At 52.8% G+C, this 17510-nt stretch carries 11 protein-coding genes and 7 tRNA genes; 12 read left to right on the top strand and 6 right to left on the bottom strand.

The window, feature by feature from the left end:
• Nucleotides 1-59: 59 nt before the first annotated feature.
• From JKP81_RS09855 to nagE, 5 genes are all read right to left on the bottom strand, one after another.
• Nucleotides 60-2714 (bottom strand): beta-N-acetylhexosaminidase, encoded by a 2655-nt coding sequence (locus tag JKP81_RS09855; RefSeq protein WP_200551594.1) that lies wholly within the window; start codon nt 2712-2714, stop codon nt 60-62.
• A 45-nt stretch (nt 2715-2759) separates the two neighbouring features.
• A complete protein-coding gene (chiP, locus tag JKP81_RS09850) occupies nt 2760-4157 on the bottom strand; it encodes a chitoporin (RefSeq protein ID WP_200551593.1) in 1398 nt (465 codons plus the stop codon).
• A gap of 448 nt (nt 4158-4605) precedes the next feature.
• Nucleotides 4606-6273, bottom strand: a complete 1668-nt coding sequence (glnS, locus tag JKP81_RS09845) for a glutamine--tRNA ligase (protein ID WP_200551592.1) — start codon at nt 6271-6273, stop codon at nt 4606-4608.
• An 83-nt stretch (nt 6274-6356) separates the two neighbouring features.
• On the bottom strand, nt 6357-6788 hold the full coding sequence (locus JKP81_RS09840) for a membrane lipoprotein lipid attachment site-containing protein (protein ID WP_200551591.1): 432 nt from the start codon (nt 6786-6788) through the stop codon (nt 6357-6359).
• A 114-nt stretch (nt 6789-6902) separates the two neighbouring features.
• Complete coding sequence (gene nagE, locus JKP81_RS09835) at nt 6903-8921, bottom strand: N-acetylglucosamine-specific PTS transporter subunit IIBC (protein ID WP_200551590.1); 2019 nt, start codon at nt 8919-8921, stop codon at nt 6903-6905.
• A gap of 331 nt (nt 8922-9252) precedes the next feature.
• Here nagE and nagB point away from each other — a divergent pair, with 331 nt between their 5' ends.
• The 12 genes from nagB to JKP81_RS09775 all read left to right on the top strand — a co-directional run bounded on the left by nagB (nt 9253) and on the right by JKP81_RS09775 (nt 16139).
• Complete coding sequence (gene nagB, locus JKP81_RS09830) at nt 9253-10053, top strand: glucosamine-6-phosphate deaminase (RefSeq protein WP_017455911.1); 801 nt, start codon at nt 9253-9255, stop codon at nt 10051-10053.
• A gap of 63 nt (nt 10054-10116) precedes the next feature.
• Nucleotides 10117-11265 (top strand): N-acetylglucosamine-6-phosphate deacetylase, encoded by a 1149-nt coding sequence (gene nagA / locus JKP81_RS09825; RefSeq protein ID WP_200551589.1) that lies wholly within the window; start codon nt 10117-10119, stop codon nt 11263-11265.
• A 9-nt stretch (nt 11266-11274) separates the two neighbouring features.
• The gene (locus JKP81_RS09820; RefSeq protein WP_017455909.1) at nt 11275-12495 is read left to right on the top strand and encodes an N-acetylglucosamine repressor; all 1221 of its coding nucleotides are present in this window, start codon (nt 11275-11277) and stop codon (nt 12493-12495) included.
• 41 nt (nt 12496-12536) lie between these two features.
• Nucleotides 12537-13289 (top strand): HAD-IIA family hydrolase, encoded by a 753-nt coding sequence (locus JKP81_RS09815; protein WP_017455908.1) that lies wholly within the window; start codon nt 12537-12539, stop codon nt 13287-13289.
• A gap of 256 nt (nt 13290-13545) precedes the next feature.
• A complete protein-coding gene (asnB, locus tag JKP81_RS09810; RefSeq protein ID WP_200551588.1) occupies nt 13546-15210 on the top strand; it encodes an asparagine synthase B in 1665 nt (554 codons plus the stop codon).
• A 218-nt stretch (nt 15211-15428) separates the two neighbouring features.
• Nucleotides 15429-15505: transfer RNA gene (locus JKP81_RS09805), tRNA-Met, on the top strand.
• Nucleotides 15506-15513: 8 nt separating this feature from the next.
• Nucleotides 15514-15598: transfer RNA gene (locus JKP81_RS09800), tRNA-Leu, on the top strand.
• A gap of 23 nt (nt 15599-15621) precedes the next feature.
• Nucleotides 15622-15696: transfer RNA gene (locus JKP81_RS09795), tRNA-Gln, on the top strand.
• 35 nt (nt 15697-15731) lie between these two features.
• A tRNA-Gln gene (locus tag JKP81_RS09790) sits at nt 15732-15806 on the top strand.
• Nucleotides 15807-15834: 28 nt separating this feature from the next.
• Nucleotides 15835-15911: transfer RNA gene (locus tag JKP81_RS09785), tRNA-Met, on the top strand.
• Nucleotides 15912-15956: 45 nt separating this feature from the next.
• Nucleotides 15957-16031 (top strand) — tRNA-Gln (locus tag JKP81_RS09780).
• A 33-nt stretch (nt 16032-16064) separates the two neighbouring features.
• Nucleotides 16065-16139: transfer RNA gene (locus JKP81_RS09775), tRNA-Gln, on the top strand.
• A 95-nt stretch (nt 16140-16234) separates the two neighbouring features.
• On the opposite strand, the gene ubiF is transcribed toward JKP81_RS09775, so the two are convergent.
• Entirely contained in the window at nt 16235-17410 is a 1176-nt protein-coding gene (gene ubiF, locus JKP81_RS09770) for a 3-demethoxyubiquinol 3-hydroxylase (RefSeq protein WP_200551587.1), read from the bottom strand.
• Nucleotides 17411-17510: the final 100 nt, after the last annotated feature.

The following is a 17510-nucleotide window of genomic DNA, read 5'->3' as shown; positions in this document are numbered from 1 at the left end:
TCGGCAAAAACAGAAAAACCCGGCAAGCTCGCGCCGCCGGGTTTAATTACTGCCTCACATTACGCTTTTACGCTGTCGACACGGCTAAAGCGTTTGCCGTCAGGGCTGGCAGTGCGCACCTGCACTTCCCCGCTCACTTGCGGACGCGCTTTATCATCGTAGCGCTGCCAGTTTTTACCGCCGTCGGTTGAGAACTCAACCATCATGCCAGGGAAGCTGGTATTGGCTTCAAGTTTCCCACCAACCACGCGCGCGCCCGGTACTGGCAGGCGGTAATGAACACCAGCCTTATCCAGTTTCGCCAGTTCGCGATGACCTAACAGGTTCGCAAAGCGTTGCCAGTCACGTTCCAGCGCTTTCACATCTACCAGATGTGTCTCACCGCCTTTGTATTCACGTCCGGCTTTGTAATCCTGCTCCCAGCTAGCGCGATGCCATGCACGTTCAGCCACCGAAACCATACGCGGATAGATCATGTACTCCATCTGGTTATCGGTGCGCACCACTTCGCTCCACAGCTGCGCGGAAAGGCCATACGCGCCCGGCCACGGTTTGTCGGACTTCGCGCTAAACGGGTTGCCATCGCGATCGAGCGAGGTTTCCGCGTTCTGCGGCATGTTGTCCGGGGCGAAGCTGAAAATCTTACGTTCATCGCTAAAACGCGTGCCCCAGTAGTAGCCGCTTTCCGCCGGGTTGACCTCATTCGGGAAGTCAAGATACACGTAATCAGGATTGGAGACGACAACGCGGAAGCCTTTGTTCGCCCAGTCATTCACCGAGTCAAAACCGCCCCAGTAGAGCGTATCCCAGAAGTTAACATTGACATGATCGGTGGCGAACACCGACACGTCTTTGGCATCTTTCAAACCGTCCTGCCACGCCTGCATAGTGCCGATACCGTGCGCTTTCACCAGCTTGCTGACTTCCACGCCGAAATAACTGGAGAGATGTTCAACATCGGCAACTTTGCCCTCTTTGATCATCGCCTGGCAGACTTGCGATTTCGCCCACGGCTTATCCTGATTGCTCTGATCGATAATGCCTTTGCCCGCTTCCGGTTTTTTCTGATCCGTATAACCTGCGCCAAGATAGATGTTTTTCGCTTCGTCACCGCCGAAATGCCAGGTATTCAGCGGTAGCCCGGCTTCTTTATGCATCTGCTGAATTTCGCCAATCACTTTGTTCACAAAGTTACGCGACGAATCAAGGCACGGATTGAGATAGCCGGTACGGTTATAGAACTGCACACCGGTGGTGTTCGAGGTGTCAGTGGGATCCAGCAGGCGATACTGCTGCGCCTCTTTCTCTTTGCCCGCTTTCATCAGGCGCTGGTAACGCGCTTCCATTGAGATCACGGCCGCACGTGCATGAGCTGGCATATCGATTTCCGGGATCACTTCAATCTGCCGCGCTTTGGCATATTTGAGGATCTCGATGTAATCCGCGCGGCTAAAGTGGCCGCTGCCGTTGTTATTACTGTCCGGCCCGGAGCCCAGCTGTGGCAACAGGCACGTTTTCTCACTCAAATCATGACAACGTTTGCTGCCAATATCGGTCAATTCCGGCAGGCCAGGGATCTCAATGCGCCAGCCTTCATCATCTGTAAGATGGAAATGGAATTTGTTCAGTTTGTACGTCGACATTTGATCCAACAGGCGCAGCACCGCCGCTTTACTGTGGAAATTGCGACCGACATCCAACTGAATGCCGCGATAGTCAAAACGCGGCGCATCTTTCGCCTCAAGCGTGGCAATCTTCATCTCGCCCGTGGCAGGAACGAGCGACAGCAGCGATTGCAGACCGTAGAACACGCCCGCCTGATCGTAGCCGGTCACTACGGTTTCTTTCGCGCCAATGTGTAACTGGTAAGCGCCAGAAACCGCCTCGTCGCCGCTAAAGGCGTTGCTGGCAATTTCAGTCCGCAGCGGATAACTGCCCTCTTTCACCCCCAGCAAGGCAAAACGCGATTTCACCGCATCTTGCGCATCGGCACTGAGTGCTGAGAGATCCAGCTTCACGCCCTTACTCAGGTCAACATCCTGCCCGTGAATGTTAACGTGCTGTGGCGTTGGCACTATCTGGCCGCGCAGCGACGCGAGATTTAACGCCTTCACATCGCTATTTTTCTCAAAGCGCGCCTCGGCAGTCATCAGGATATTTTTGTCGTCCGGCGTGCGTTTCCACTGGTTATCAAGCGGCGTAACGAAGCGGGATAAATCTTCCGTATCCGTATTGGCAATGACTTTCGCCGTCGCGCCGTCAGCGGTGACGTACCAGCGCGGCAGCACATCGGTGATAAACAACTGCCAGTATTCATTAATAATCGGGATCTCTATCGCCTGCTTCGCCGGGAAACCGGTGAATTTGTCGGTCGGTTCCAGCTTATGCAGATCGCCCATAATGTGGGTCACTTTGAACTGATCGTTTGCTACCTCCAGCACCGGGCGAATGCTGTGAAAATAGATGGCCCACGCGTTGTCGGTTACCGCGTCGCCATTATTGGTCAGAGTGATCACCGCTTTGTTGCAGGAGGCCCAATCGGCGCCGAGCTTCGCGCAGTCAACGCCGTGTTGCGCGGCGAAATTATCTTTCACCGCATAGTTAAGATGAAACTGGCTGATAGCATCCACGGTACTCTGATTCGCCAGCGCCGCAGTGCTGCCCAGCATCGCCAGTACGGCACTGGCGAGCATATTTAAACGAACTGTTTTCATTACGTATTCCTTGTAGTTTGCCGGGCCGAACCCGGCATGCGCTCATCAGAAAATGGTAAACGGTGCGATAACCATAAACTTCACATCGCGCTCATCCTGGAAGATGTTGCCATAACCGCCGCTGTAGCTCGGGATGTCGGAATGGTTGTCGTACTGGGTGAAGTGCAATTTGAACATCGTGCCTTTCGCACGCCCTTCTTGCAGGGTGTAAATCGCATCGAGGCTGTAAGAAGACTCTTTCAGGCGGTAGTTCGGATCGTAATAGGCATCTGGCGTTGCCATATTTGCGGGTTTCGCATCCCAGGCGTAAGCGTAAGACGCACCCACCGTCCAGCCCGGCAGGTTCCAGTTTTTCAAGTCGTACATCGCACCGAAGAACACCGCTTTTTCACCGTTGGCGTTGAAGTCAGAGCGGTTATCCCACCAGATATCCAGCCGACCGTTGGATGAAGCATACGTAGGCGTCATACGTTGCAGGAAGTAGCCCTGCTGACCATCGGCTTTTACCCACGTGCCTTCCAGACGCAGATCGACCTGACCGACTTTGTAGCCAAATGTCAGCGCTTGCAGCCATGCAGTGCCGTCATAAATATCATTTACGCCGCCATTACTCACTTTGTCGCGCGTGCCGTAGAACTGGTAACTGGTGCTCAGCGGGCTGCCGGCGATATCGAATTTGTAGCTGGCTTTTGCGAAATATTGATCGACATAACCCTGAGCCTGACCAAATGCTGCTTCCAGAATCAGATCGTTTTTGAAGTCATACTTCGCACCAACCGAGTGCAGGTAATCAACTTTGGTTTTTTTATCGTTTTGATAGAACTTGTCCATCTCGATATGCCACGGCGATTTGTACTCGTTGGTCCACATGTAAGAGAAACTCAACGCCCCGGCATCGCCGTAGTCAAAATTCGCCCCGGCTTCCGCGCCCTGATAAGTACCGGGCATAAAGCTCCAGTGCGGGGCTAACAGCGTCTGGCCGGTTGGCTGGATGTAACCCGCACGCGCCCATACCGGGCCATATTTGAATTTCGCTGCGGCTTTATACAGGCTGACCCCGCTCTTATCACCTGACCAGTCTTCTTTGTAGGCTTTATTGCTGGAGGAGAAGGCGATTTCGTTCGGGTGTGCGCTGTCGCCGTTTTCCGCCATCTCGATGGCGGTGAAGGCAGCAATATCCAGACCAAACATATCGGCGGCGTAACCGGACTGGAAATCCAGGTTCGCGTTCCATGTTGAGTGGGAAAGGTTGGTTTTGTATTTATCTTCCAGAACATCTTTACGGTCACGTTCACGCTGCCAGTAATAGATACCGCCGGTGAGCGTGGAATCATCGATAAAGCCTGCTGCATGAGCCTGTGGAGAGACAACCCAGCCCGACATTGCTGTGACACCGGCGATTGCCAGCGCCAGCGTACTACGTTTGCCACTAAACGTACGCATGTGTGATTCCTTCTAGACGTATTAAAAAATCGCCGGAGATGACGAAAAAAGGTCAAATAGTTTAGGTAGTTACGAAAACCCCCGAATGCACTACCGGCTTAAGACTATTTTTCGCGACGCGAATTATCAATGTTTTTTAGCGGCAAAATGACAGGATTATGACGAAGAGCACATATTCCGTAGTGTTTTGAAACATGTTACATAAAACAGGAAAACAACAAATAAAAACAGAAAAAACAAAGAGATTAATACTAATTGATAGCGATTACACATTAGAATCGACTTTTAAAACCTCAAAAATGATTTCCATGCGTTCAATAAACGCATCAATGAGAAGACACATTAATTCGCGTCGCGAATGTATATAAAGTGTAACAACCTAATGGATAAGCAAAAAAAAGCGCCGCTGAAAGCGGCGCTATAACCCAATTGTTTCTGGTTGACTTACTTAGTCAGCGATTTTCGCCCAGGTGTCGCGCAGACCCACGGTACGGTTGAACACCAGTTTGGAAGCGGTTGCATAACGACTATCGAGGCAAAAGTAACCTTCACGTTCGAACTGGTACGCTTTACCCGCTTCTGCTTCTTTCAACGACGGTTCGGCGTAGCCTTGCTTGATCACCAGCGATTCCGGGTTGATGGTTGCCAGGAAATCTTCTGCAGCACCCGGATTCGGTACGCTGAACAGACGATCATAAAGGCGGATCTCAACCGGCAGCGCATGTTGTGCGCTCACCCAGTGAATAACCCCTTTCACTTTGCGACCATCGGCCGGATCTTTGCTCAGCGTGTCCGCATCGTAAGAACAGAAAATAGTGGTGATGTTGCCGTCGGCATCTTTCTCCACGCGTTCTGCTTTGATGACGTAAGCGTTACGCAGGCGAACCTCTTTACCCAGCACCAGACGTTTGTACTGTTTGTTGGCTTCTTCGCGGAAGTCAGCGCGATCGATCCAGATTTCACCGCTAAACGGCACGTCACGTGTCCCCATTTCCGGCTTATTCGGATGGTTCGGCATGCTAACGATTTCGCTGCTGCCCTGCGGGTAATTTTCGATAACCAGTTTCACCGGATCGATAACCGCCATTGCACGCGGTGCGTTTTCGTTCAGATCTTCACGAATGCAGGACTCCAGAGACGCCATCTCAATGGTGTTGTCCTGTTTGGTGACGCCGATACGTTTGCAGAACTCACGGATAGAGCCAGCGGTGTAACCACGGCGGCGCAGACCGGAGATGGTCGGCATACGCGGATCGTCCCAGCCTTCAACATGCTTGTCAGTCACCAGCAGGTTCAGCTTGCGCTTGGACATCACGGTGTATTCCAGATTCAGGCGCGAAAACTCGTACTGGCGCGGGTGAACCGGAATGGTGATGTTATCCAGCACCCAGTCATACAGGCGGCGGTTATCCTGGAACTCCAGCGTACACAGCGAATGAGTAATGCCTTCCAGTGCATCGCTGATGCAATGGGTAAAGTCGTACATCGGGTAGATGCACCACTTGTTACCAGTCTGGTGATGTTCAGCAAATTTAATGCGGTACAGCACCGGATCGCGCATCACGATAAACGGCGACGCCATATCGATCTTCGCGCGCAGGCACGCTTTACCCTCTTCGAAGCCACCCGCACGCATTTTTTCAAACAGCGCCAGGTTCTCTTCCACGCTGCGATCGCGATACGGGCTGTTCTTACCCGGTGCCGTCAACGTACCGCGATATTCGCGGATCTCATCAGCGGAAAGCTCGTCAACGTAGGCCAGACCTCTGTTGATAAGCTCAATCGCGTATTCGTACAGCTTGTCGAAATAATCCGAGGAATAGCAGATATCGCCAGACCAGTGAAAGCCCAACCATTGCACGTCGTTCTTAATAGATTCAACGTATTCGATGTCTTCTTTTGCAGGGTTTGTGTCATCGAAACGCAGGTTGCACTGCCCCTGGTAATCCTGGGCGATACCAAAGTTCAGGCAGATCGATTTCGCGTGGCCAATGTGCAAATAACCATTTGGCTCCGGCGGAAAACGGGTATGGACGGTAGTGTGCTTACCACTGGCCAGATCTTCATCAATGATCTGGCGAATAAAGTTAGTCGGGCGGGCTTCTGCCTCACTCATCACAGGTTCCTCAAGGCGTAAACAACGTATAACGGCATATGATCTAATAAGAGGACGCAGGAAACAACCTTTACTTATACAAATCACTGATGCCCGGAAGAAAGGTATTCAGCTACGTCCTGCGCTTGTCGGCAGCGTAAATCTTGCGTGGTCGGTTTAAGGATGACCGGGCTCGCTATCTCATCGCCCTGTCCGTTTTGCGGAATATAACCCGGCGCTTCAATACACCAGCCCCACGAGTAGAAATTCGTCCCGTGCAAAAAGAAAATCATATTTTCCCACTGGGATTTTTTCTCCACGTCGATATGCCCTTGCCGATCAGCGCCAAACGCTTCCGGCGGCGGATAGTACCCCGGTGGTGAACGCCCGGTACTCACCCACATCATTGCCGTTGAGATCGCTTCCCCGGCCGGATTACGCACATCCACTTCATAGTGCGGGCGCAGCGTGGCGTAACGTGGAATACAGCCGCTTAACGTCAGTGCGATAAAGAACGCGCAGATTATCCTTTTCATATCATCCCCTAGATAAAAGCGACATCAGTATGGCACTGATTAAATGCAAGGCAAAAAAAAGCGGCGGAGGATATTCCCCCGCCGCTTAAGGCATGAAAGCTTACTCAGGAGCCATTAGCCTTTAATTTCATACAGCGGAGTCTGACCAGCAACCACCGCGCCCTGCGCCTTGATAACCAGGCCGCTAAAGTCGTCAATATTACTGACCACAACCGGGCTAATCATTGAACGGGCATTAGCATTGAGGTACTCCAGATCCATTTCGAGGATCGGCTGTCCCGCTACCACTTCCGCGCCCTCTTCAACCAGGCGAGTAAAGCCCTGGCCGCCCAGCGCCACGGTATCAATGCCCATATGGACAACGATTTCCGCACCTTTCTCGGTTTCCAGGCAGAAGGCATGGTTAGTGTTGAAGATTTTCACAATGGTGCCAGCAGCCGGAGAAACCACGGTTTTATCCGTCGGTTTCACCGCCACGCCGTCACCCACTGCTTTGCTGGCAAAGGCTTCATCCGGCACTTGATCCAGCGCCACCAGTTCACCGGTTACAGGCGATACCAACTCAGCGATGGTTGTCGCGTTCGGTACCGCCTGCGGCTTTACCGCTGCCGCCGGAGCCGCTGCGGGAGCAGCATTACCTGCCGCCGGGACATCGCCTGCCGTTCTCATTGCGTCGGCAATTTTTTCCGCCACGAAACCAACGATAATCTGCACGCCGGTTTTGTTCAGACGAATAACACCGGAGGCGCCAAGACGTTTCGCCATGGATTCGTTCACCAGCGAAGAGTCTTTCACCGTTAAACGCAGACGAGTGATACAGGCGTCAATGCCGGTCAGGTTAGAAGAACCCCCAATCGCGGCGATGTACTGACGCGCCAGGCCACTCACATCCTGCTCAGTGTTACCGCTGACATTCATATCCTGACCATCCGCTTCATCGCCGGATACAGCCAGTTCGCGACCCGGAGTCAGCATGTTGAACCTGGTGATAGCGAAACGGAAAACCACGTAATAGATAACGAAGAACACCAGACCTTGCGGGATCAGCATCCACCACTGGGTTGCCAGCGGGTTACGCGAGGAGAGCACCATATCCACCAGACCGGCGCTGAAGCCGAAACCGGCAATCCAGTGCATGCTGGCGGCGATAAATACGGAGATCCCCGTCAGCACGGCATGGATCACATACAGTACCGGCGCAACGAACATAAAGGAGAATTCCAGCGGTTCAGTGATACCGGTAAAGAACGCGGCAAACGCGCCCGCCATCATGATACCCAGAACTTTGGCTTTATTTTCCGGACGTGCGCAGTGGTAAATCGCCAGCGCCGCGCCCGGCAGACCGAACATCATGATCGGGAAGAAACCTGCCTGATAACGGCCTGTGATACCGACCACCGCTTTACCGGCTTCGATAGACTGTGCGCCACCAAGGAAGTTAGGAATATCGTTAATACCTGCTACGTCAAACCAGAACACAGAGTTGAGCGCGTGGTGCAAACCAACCGGAATTAACAGGCGGTTAAAGAAGGCGTAAACGCCTGCACCCACGGAGCCGAGTTTCTGAATGCTCTCACCAAATTCCACCAGACCGCTAAACACGACTGGCCAGATATACATCATGATGAAAGCAACCACGATCATCACAAACGAGGTGAGGATCGGCACCAGACGGCGGCCGCTAAAGAAGGAGAGCGCTTTTGGCAGCTCAACGCTACTAAAGCGGTTATACAGTTCAGCAGCAATAATCCCCACCAGAATACCGACGAACTGGTTTTTGATTTTGCCAAACGCGGCCGGAACTTGATCCGCAGGGATTTTTTGGATCATTGCCACAGCTGCCGGTGAACAGAGCGTGGTCAGAACCAGGAAGCCGACAAAGCCAGCCAGCGCAGCGGCACCATCTTTGTCTTTTGACATACCGTAAGCGACACCCACCGCAAACAGCACGCCCATATTGTCGATAATGGCGGAGCCGGACTGGATGAAAAACGCCGCCAGTGCGTTTTGACCACCCCAGCCGACCGGGTCAATCCAGTACCCGACGCCCATCAAAATTGCCGCCGCAGGCAGCGTGGCGACAGGCACCATTAGCGCACGGCCGATCTTTTGCAGATAACCTAGAATACTCACTTTTATTCCCCCTATGAACCCGATGAGAGCTCACTGAAACAGTCGTTTTTTATTGTGTCACTAACCCTGAAATCACGGCTATTTTCTCACTACCTGACAGAGTGTGTGAAAAATTAATTCGCCTCGCAAATTAAAAGCGTATTTTCTGTGATTAAAATCACTAAGTATCGTCAATCACCCTCCCAATCACTGGCAAACAGGCAAAACTTATTTTATGATTAAAAATATCAGGGCGGATTGCTCCCTTCTCTCTGTCGCGAACCAGGTTACGCTTAACGCTGAGTTAGCACGCATTCCGCCAACTTTCTTCATTTAACTTTTGAGGTGAACAATGAGACTGATTCCCCTGGCGACAGCTGAACAAGTCGGCAAATGGGCAGCCCGCCATATCGTCAATCGTATCAACGCGTTCAAACCGACCGCAGACCGTCCGTTTATTCTCGGCTTACCGACCGGTGGAACCCCGCTCACCGCGTACAAAGCGTTAGTTGAGATGCACAAAGCAGGCCAGGTCAGTTTCCAGCATGTTGTCACCTTCAACATGGATGAGTATGTCGGCTTGCCGAAAGATCACCCGGAAAGTTACCACAGCTTTATGCACCGCAATTTCTTCGATCACGTTGATATCCCGGCTGAAAATATTAACCTGCTTGATGGCAACGCGCCGGATATTGACGCAGAATGTCGCCGTTATGAAGAAAAAATCCGTTCTTACGGCAAAATTCACCTGTTTATGGGTGGCGTAGGTAACGATGGGCACATCGCGTTTAACGAACCGGCGTCTTCGCTGGCCTCGCGCACCCGTATTAAAACCCTGACCCATGACACCCGCGTCGCGAACTCTCGCTTCTTTGACGGCGACGTTAATCAGGTGCCGAAGTACGCACTGACCGTGGGCGTGGGCACATTGCTGGATGCAGAAGAAGTGATGATCCTGGTGCTCGGCGGTGTTAAAGCGCAGGCGCTGCAAGCGGCGGTTGAGGGCAACGTTAACCACATGTGGACCATCAGCTGCCTGCAGTTACATCCGAAAGCCGTTATCGTCTGCGACGAACCGTCCACGATGGAGCTGAAAGTGAAAACGTTGAAATACTTCAACGAGTTAGAAGCGGAAAACATTAAAGGTCTGTAAGTCAGTTCCCGCTCCGCGAGGCGGAACCTGCGGAGCGGTATACCTAGTTAATCGGGGGTCGTTATGTATGCTTTAACCCAGGGCCGAATCTACACCGGCCATGAAATTCTGGATGACCATGCGCTGGTCATCGCCAATGGTCTGATTGAACGCCTTTGTCCGCTGGCCGAGCTGCCAACAGGAATTGAACAACGCTCGCTGAATGGTGCCATCCTTGCCCCCGGTTTTATCGACGTGCAGCTCAACGGCTGTGGCGGCGTACAGTTTAACGACACCGCAGAAGCCGTTAGCGTAAAAACACTGGAAATCATGCAGCAGGCGAATGAGAAATCTGGCTGTACCAGCTTCCTGCCGACGCTGATTACCACCAGTGACGAATTAATGAAACAGGGCGTGCAGGTGATGCGCGATTACCTGGCTAAATACCCGCATCAGGCGCTGGGCCTTCATCTGGAAGGGCCGTGGCTGAATATTGTAAAAAAAGGCACACACAACCCGGAATTCGTGCGTAAACCGGATCCGGCGTTGGTCGACTTCCTGTGCCAGAACGCCGATGTGATCACCAAAGTTACGCTGGCCCCGGAAATGGCGGGCACCGAAGTGATTCGCCAGTTAGCTGACGCAGGCATCGTGGTTTCTGCTGGTCACTCCAATGCCACGCTGAAAGAAGCAAAAGCCGGTTTCCGCGCCGGGATCACGTTCGCCACACATTTATATAATGCCATGCCGTACATCACCGGCCGTGAACCAGGTCTGGCAGGCGCAGTGCTTGATGACACAGACGTTTACTGCGGCGTGATTGCAGATGGCCTGCATGTCGATTACGTTAATATCCGTAATGCTAAGCGATTGAAAGGCGACAAACTTTGCCTGGTAACTGACGCGACAGCGCCAGCGGGGGCGAATATTGAGCAGTTCATTTTTGCTGGCAAAACAATATACTACCGTAATGGACTGTGCGTGGACGAAAACGGAACGCTGAGCGGTTCCTCCCTGACGATGATCGAAGGGGTGCGAAATCTGGTGGAGCATGTCGGCATTGCGCTGGATGAAGCGCTGCGTATGGCAACACTCTACCCCGCTCGCGCCATTGGCGTTGACGAAAAGCTGGGAAGTCTCGCTGCGGGGAAAGTGGCGAACCTGACGGCGTTCACGCGCGATTATAAAATCATCAAGACCATCGTTAATGGCAACGAGGTCGTCACTGCATAAAGAGACGGTATGACATCAGGCGGACAAGCTCAAATCGGTAATGTTGACCTCGTAAAGCAGCTTAACAGCGCGGCGGTTTATCGCCTGATTGACCAACACGGCCCCATTTCGCGCATTCAAATTGCCGAACAAAGCCAGCTAGCTCCCGCCAGCGTGACAAAAATCACGCGCCAACTTATCGAACGCGGGCTGATCAAAGAAGTCGATCAGCAGGCCTCCACCGGAGGCCGTCGCGCTATCTCCATTGTCACCGAAACCCGCAGTTTCCAGGCTATCGGCGTGCGCCTCGGGCGTTACGACACCACACTGACGTTGTACGATTTAAGCAGCAAAGTGCTGGCAGAAGAGCATTACCCGCTGCCCGAACGAACCCAGGAGACGCTGGAACATGCGCTGCTCAATACCATCAGCCACTTTCTTGAAACCAGCCAACGCAAAATCCGCGAACTGATCGCGATTTCCGTGATTCTGCCGGGTCTGGTAGACCCGGAAAGCGGGGTGATTCGCTATATGCCGCACATTCAGGTTGAAAACTGGGCGCTGGTGGAAGCACTGGAAGAACGCTTCAAATTGACCTGTTTTGTCGGGCATGACATCCGCAGCCTGGCCTTGGCTGAGCACTATTTTGGGGCAAGTCAGGATTGTGAAGACTCCATTCTGGTGCGTGTACACCGTGGGACAGGCGCCGGGATTATCTCTAACGGGCGTATTTTTATCGGCCGTAACGGTAACGTCGGCGAAATTGGACACGTGCAAGTCGAGCCGCTGGGCGAACGCTGTCACTGCGGCAACTTTGGCTGTCTGGAAACGATCGCCGCCAATGCCGCGATAGAGCACCGCGTTCGTCATCTTTTAGAACAGGGCTACCAGAGTCGCCTGACGCTGGAAGATTGCTCGATCAAAACCATCTGTAAAGCCGCCAATAAAGGCGATGCGCTGGCGTGTGAAGTGATTGAATATGTTGGTCGCCATTTAGGTAAAACCATCGCCATTGCTATAAACCTGTTTAACCCGCAGAAAGTGGTGATCGCCGGGGAAATTGTCGAAGCAGAAAAAGTGCTGCTCCCGGCCATCGAGGCGTGCATTAACACTCAAGCGTTAAAAGCGTTTCGCAAAAACTTGCCGGTGGTACCTTCCGCGCTGGATCACCGCTCGGCGATCGGCGCGTTTGCGCTGGTGAAACGCGCTATGCTGAACGGTCTGCTGCTGCAACGTTTGCTGGAAAACTGACAGCGTCTATCGTTAATACTTATTTTTTATCCGGACAGTCCATGACCATTCAGAATGTAATCTGTGATATTGACGGCGTGCTGATGCACGACAACGTTGCCGTACCGGGCGCTGCTGAGTTCATCACCCGCATCCTTGAAAAAGGTATGCCGCTGGTATTACTGACCAATTACCCTTCGCAAACCGGCCAGGATCTGGCGAACCGCTTTGTCTCTGCCGGTATTGATGTACCTGCCAGCGTCTTTTATACCTCTGCAATGGCGACCGCCGATTTCCTTAAGCGCCAGGAAGGGAAAAAAGCCTATGTGGTGGGCGAAGGCGCACTGATCCACGAGCTTTACAAAGCCGGTTTTACCATTACCGATATCAACCCGGATTTTGTCATCGTTGGCGAGACCCGTTCCTATAACTGGGAAATGATGCATAAGGCTGCGTTCTTCGTGGCGAATGGCGCGCGCTTTATCGCCACCAACCCGGACACACACGGGCGCGGATATTATCCGGCCTGCGGCGCGCTGTGCGCCGGCATCGAAAAGATTTCCGGGCGTAAACCTTTCTATGTGGGCAAACCCAGCCCGTGGATCATCCGTGCGGCACTGAATACCATGCAGGCACACTCAGAACAGACAGTAATTGTGGGTGATAACCTGCGTACCGATATCCTGGCGGGCTTTCAGGCCGGGCTTGAAACCATCCTGGTGCTTTCTGGCGTATCGCGCATTGATGATATCGACAGCATGCCGTTTCGCCCGTCGTGGATTTATCCTTCGGTCGCGGAAATCGACGTTATCTAAACGCCACCACGTCTTCGGACGTGGTTTTTTATTTCCACCCCTGCAAAAAAGAACGTCATTCAATAAAAAGCGTGTTATTTTGCCGATCCATCAATAATAGCGTCTTATACATACTCTTTTTTCAGCATCCAATAATCATCATTGCACTTTTTACTTTCGGCGCGGTAAAAGGCTTGCGCCCAGCCCCGTTTTTGCGGCATTTTGACTGCAAGCACACAACATTACAGCTTTGCACTCAAGGTTAACGGAGAAGTCTATGTGTTCAATTTTTGGCGTACTGGATATTAAAACCGACGCGGTCGAATTACGTAAAAAAGCGCTGGAATTATCCCGACTGATGCGCCACCGCGGCCCGGACTGGTCCGGTGTTTATGCAAGTGATAAAGCCATTCTGGCGCATGAACGTCTCTCTATTGTCGACGTTAACGCCGGGGCACAGCCGCTCTACAACGAAAAGAAAACACATGCGCTGGCAGTGAACGGTGAAATTTATAACCACCAGGCGCTGCGTGCAGAATATGGCGACCGTTACGCATTCCAGACCGGTTCTGACTGCGAAGTGATCCTCGCGCTGTATCAGGAAAAAGGGCCGGAATTCCTCGACGACTTGCAAGGCATGTTCGCTTTCGCGCTGTACGACAGTGAAAAAGATGCTTACCTGATTGGCCGCGACCATATCGGTATCATTCCGCTGTACATGGGTCACGACGAACACGGCAACTTGTACGTGGCGTCAGAAATGAAAGCGCTGGTGCCGGTTTGCCGCACCATTAAAGAGTTCCCGGCAGGCAGCTACCTGTGGAGCAAAGAGGGTGAAATCCGCTCTTATTATCAGCGCGACTGGTTTGACTACGATGCAGTAAAAAACAACGTGACCGACAAAGCGGAACTGCGCCAGGCGCTGGAAGACGCGGTGAAAAGCCACCTGATGTCCGATGTACCGTACGGCGTGCTGCTTTCCGGCGGTCTGGACTCTTCGGTCATTTCCGCAATCACCAAAAAATTTGCTGCCCGTCGCGTTGAAGATCAGGAGAAATCAGAAGCCTGGTGGCCGCAACTTCACTCCTTCGCTGTTGGTCTGAAAGGCGCGCCGGATCTGAAAGCGGCGCAGGAAGTCGCCAACCATCTTGGCACCGTGCACCATGAAATTCATTTCACCGTGCAGGAAGGGCTGGATGCGATTCGCGATGTGATTTACCACATTGAAACCTATGACGTGACGACAATTCGCGCCTCAACGCCGATGTACCTGATGTCGCGTAAAATCAAAGCGATGGGCATCAAAATGGTGCTCTCCGGCGAAGGTTCCGATGAAGTGTTTGGCGGTTATCTCTATTTCCATAAAGCGCCAGATGCCAAAGAGTTGCACGAAGAAACCGTGCGTAAACTGCAGGCCCTGCATATGTTTGACTGCGCCCGTGCAAACAAAGCGATGTCCGCCTGGGGTGTGGAAGCGCGTGTACCGTTCCTGGATAAAAAATTCCTCGACGTGGCCATGCGTATCAACCCGGAAGACAAAATGTGCGGCAGCAACGGCAAAATGGAGAAACACATTCTGCGCGAATGTTTTGAATCCTACCTGCCGGCAAGCGTAGCATGGCGTCAAAAAGAGCAGTTCTCCGACGGCGTCGGTTACAGCTGGATCGATACGCTGAAAGAAGTTGCCGCGCAGCAGGTGACGGATCAACAACTGGCAACAGCCAGCTACCGTTTCCCGTACAACACGCCAGCATCGAAAGAAGCGTATCTGTACCGTGAAATTTTTGAAGAGCTGTTCCCGCTGGCGAGTGCCGCGGAATGCGTTCCTGGCGGTCCATCCGTTGCCTGCTCTTCCGCAAAAGCGTTTGAATGGGACGAAGCCTTCAAAACCATGAACGATCCGTCAGGTCGCGCGGTAGGTATTCACCAGTCAGCTTATTAATAAGTAATGGTTATTCTTACAGGCCCTGCGGGGCCTGTTGTTTTTTGTGCGCTGATTTAATGAATAAAATCTATTTTCGCCCAATAAAGCGCCATGCTGTTCGCAACCTAACCAAACAGTCACATTCCGGCAATTTTCGATGAAAAAGGTATTGACGCTGTAAGGTCCAATACGCATAATGCGCCCCGCAACGCCGATAAGGTAACGCGAAAAAAGATGGCTACGTAGCTCAGCTGGTTAGAGCACAGCACTCATAATGCTGGGGTCACAGGTTCGATTCCCGTCGTAGCCACCATCTTTTTTGCGGGAGTGGCGAAATTGGTAGACGCACCAGATTTAGGTTCTGGCGCCGCAAGGTGTGCGAGTTCAAGTCTCGCCTCCCGCACCATTCCCAAGTAAGCGTTGCACGGATGGGGTATCGCCAAGCGGTAAGGCACCGGTTTTTGATACCGGCATTCCCTGGTTCGAATCCAGGTACCCCAGCCATCTCTTCTTCGACTCCTGCGAAACGCACTAGTCGTTGGGGTATCGCCAAGCGGTAAGGCACCGGTTTTTGATACCGGCATTCCCTGGTTCGAATCCAGGTACCCCAGCCAGTCGATGACTGGGAAAGCAGTAAAACTTGGCTACGTAGCTCAGCTGGTTAGAGCACAGCACTCATAATGCTGGGGTCACAGGTTCGATTCCCGTCGTAGCCACCATATTTAAGGTCTAATGTTAAAACGTTAAGCCTGAAAAAGATTTGTTGGGGTATCGCCAAGCGGTAAGGCAGTGGATTCTGATTCCACCATCCCGAGGTTCGAATCCTCGTACCCCAGCCATCTCAAAGACGTTTGCTTTCGCGAACGCACTTTTGGGGTATCGCCAAGCGGTAAGGCAGTGGATTCTGATTCCACCATTCCGAGGTTCGAATCCTCGTACCCCAGCCAACAAAACAAAAAAGCTCGCTTCGGCGGGCTTTTTTGTTTTTATCGTTTGGTACAACCGGGCGGCTAACGTGTAAACACACGCTCACCGCCAGACATCACAAACCTAACGCATATTTCAGCGCCTGACGTTTCAACACGCCAGCGCGTTCCGCCGCCATCAGACCAATATTGCGCAGCAGTCGCACCGGGCCGAGGGAGTTACTAAACCCGGCGTAAAATAGATCCATACCGCTTTGCATAATAAAGTTATCCGCCATGCGTCGCGTCTGATAACGCTTCAACACCGCGTGGCTGGCCCAGGTTTCCGCCTGCGTACGCGCGCTGGTCAATACATCCAGCAACGCATCCACATCGCGATACCCCAGATTAACGCCCTGCCCGGCCAACGGATGAATGGTATGCGCTGCGTCGCCCACCAACGCCAGCCCCGGCCTGACATACTGCAGCGCATGGCGGCGAGTCAGCGGAAAAGAGGCTGCGGCGACCGGTTTAACGGCACCTAAGCGCGCCGGGAAATGCCGGGTAATCTCTTGCTCCAGTTGCGCCATCGTCAATGTCTGTAACTGGCGGATACGCGCCGGGGAGTCATACCACACCAGCGATGCCCAGTTATCAAACAGTGGTAAAAAGGCATGCGGGCCATCAGGCGTAAAATGTTGCCAGGTGCTGTCACCTGCTTCGTGTTCGCATTGAACGGTGATCAACATACAGGATTGCTGATACTGCCAGGCGTGAATGCCAATCCCCGCCGCTTGTCGTACCCAGGAATTCGCGCCATCAGCGCCCACTACCAGCTTCGCCGTTAACATGTCACCATCCGCAAACGTTAGTTGCTGACCTTCGTTGTAGGCATGCAATGTGGTTAATTCTTTCGCCGTGAGCAGCGTTACCTGCGGGTGCGCCTGTAACGCCTCCCACAGCGCACGCTGGAGCACCGTGTTTTCCACCATATAACCGAGCAGCGGCAACTTCAGCTCGCGGGCGTCGAACAGCACATGCGCATTTTCCCACTCCCAGGTTTCCAGTTGCCGATAAGGGTGGCAGCGCATGGCCTGAATGTTCTCCCAGACGCCCAGGCCGCGCAGCAACGCCACTGATGCGGCACTGATTGCCGAAATGCGTACGTCCGGCGGCAACGTTGCATCAAACGCCGCGGGTTCCTGTTTTTCAATCACGGTCACGGCAAAACCATGTTGTGCCAGCCCCAGCGCCAGCGCTCCGCCGACCATTCCGCCGCCGACGATGGCAACTTCAGTGGATTTATTTGTCATGGCTACTTGTCCTTCAACGAGAATCCGTTAAGTTTACCGGATTTTTTACCCCTTGAGACTGACAACCGTCATACTGGTCAGCACGCGACCAAAGCATTAC

The organism is Kosakonia sp. LAM2021 (genome assembly GCF_016620385.1).
Classification (GTDB): domain Bacteria; phylum Pseudomonadota; class Gammaproteobacteria; order Enterobacterales; family Enterobacteriaceae; genus Kosakonia; species Kosakonia sacchari.
The sequence above is the reverse complement of the archived record's forward strand: the minus strand, read 5'-3'. Positions and strand labels throughout refer to the sequence as shown.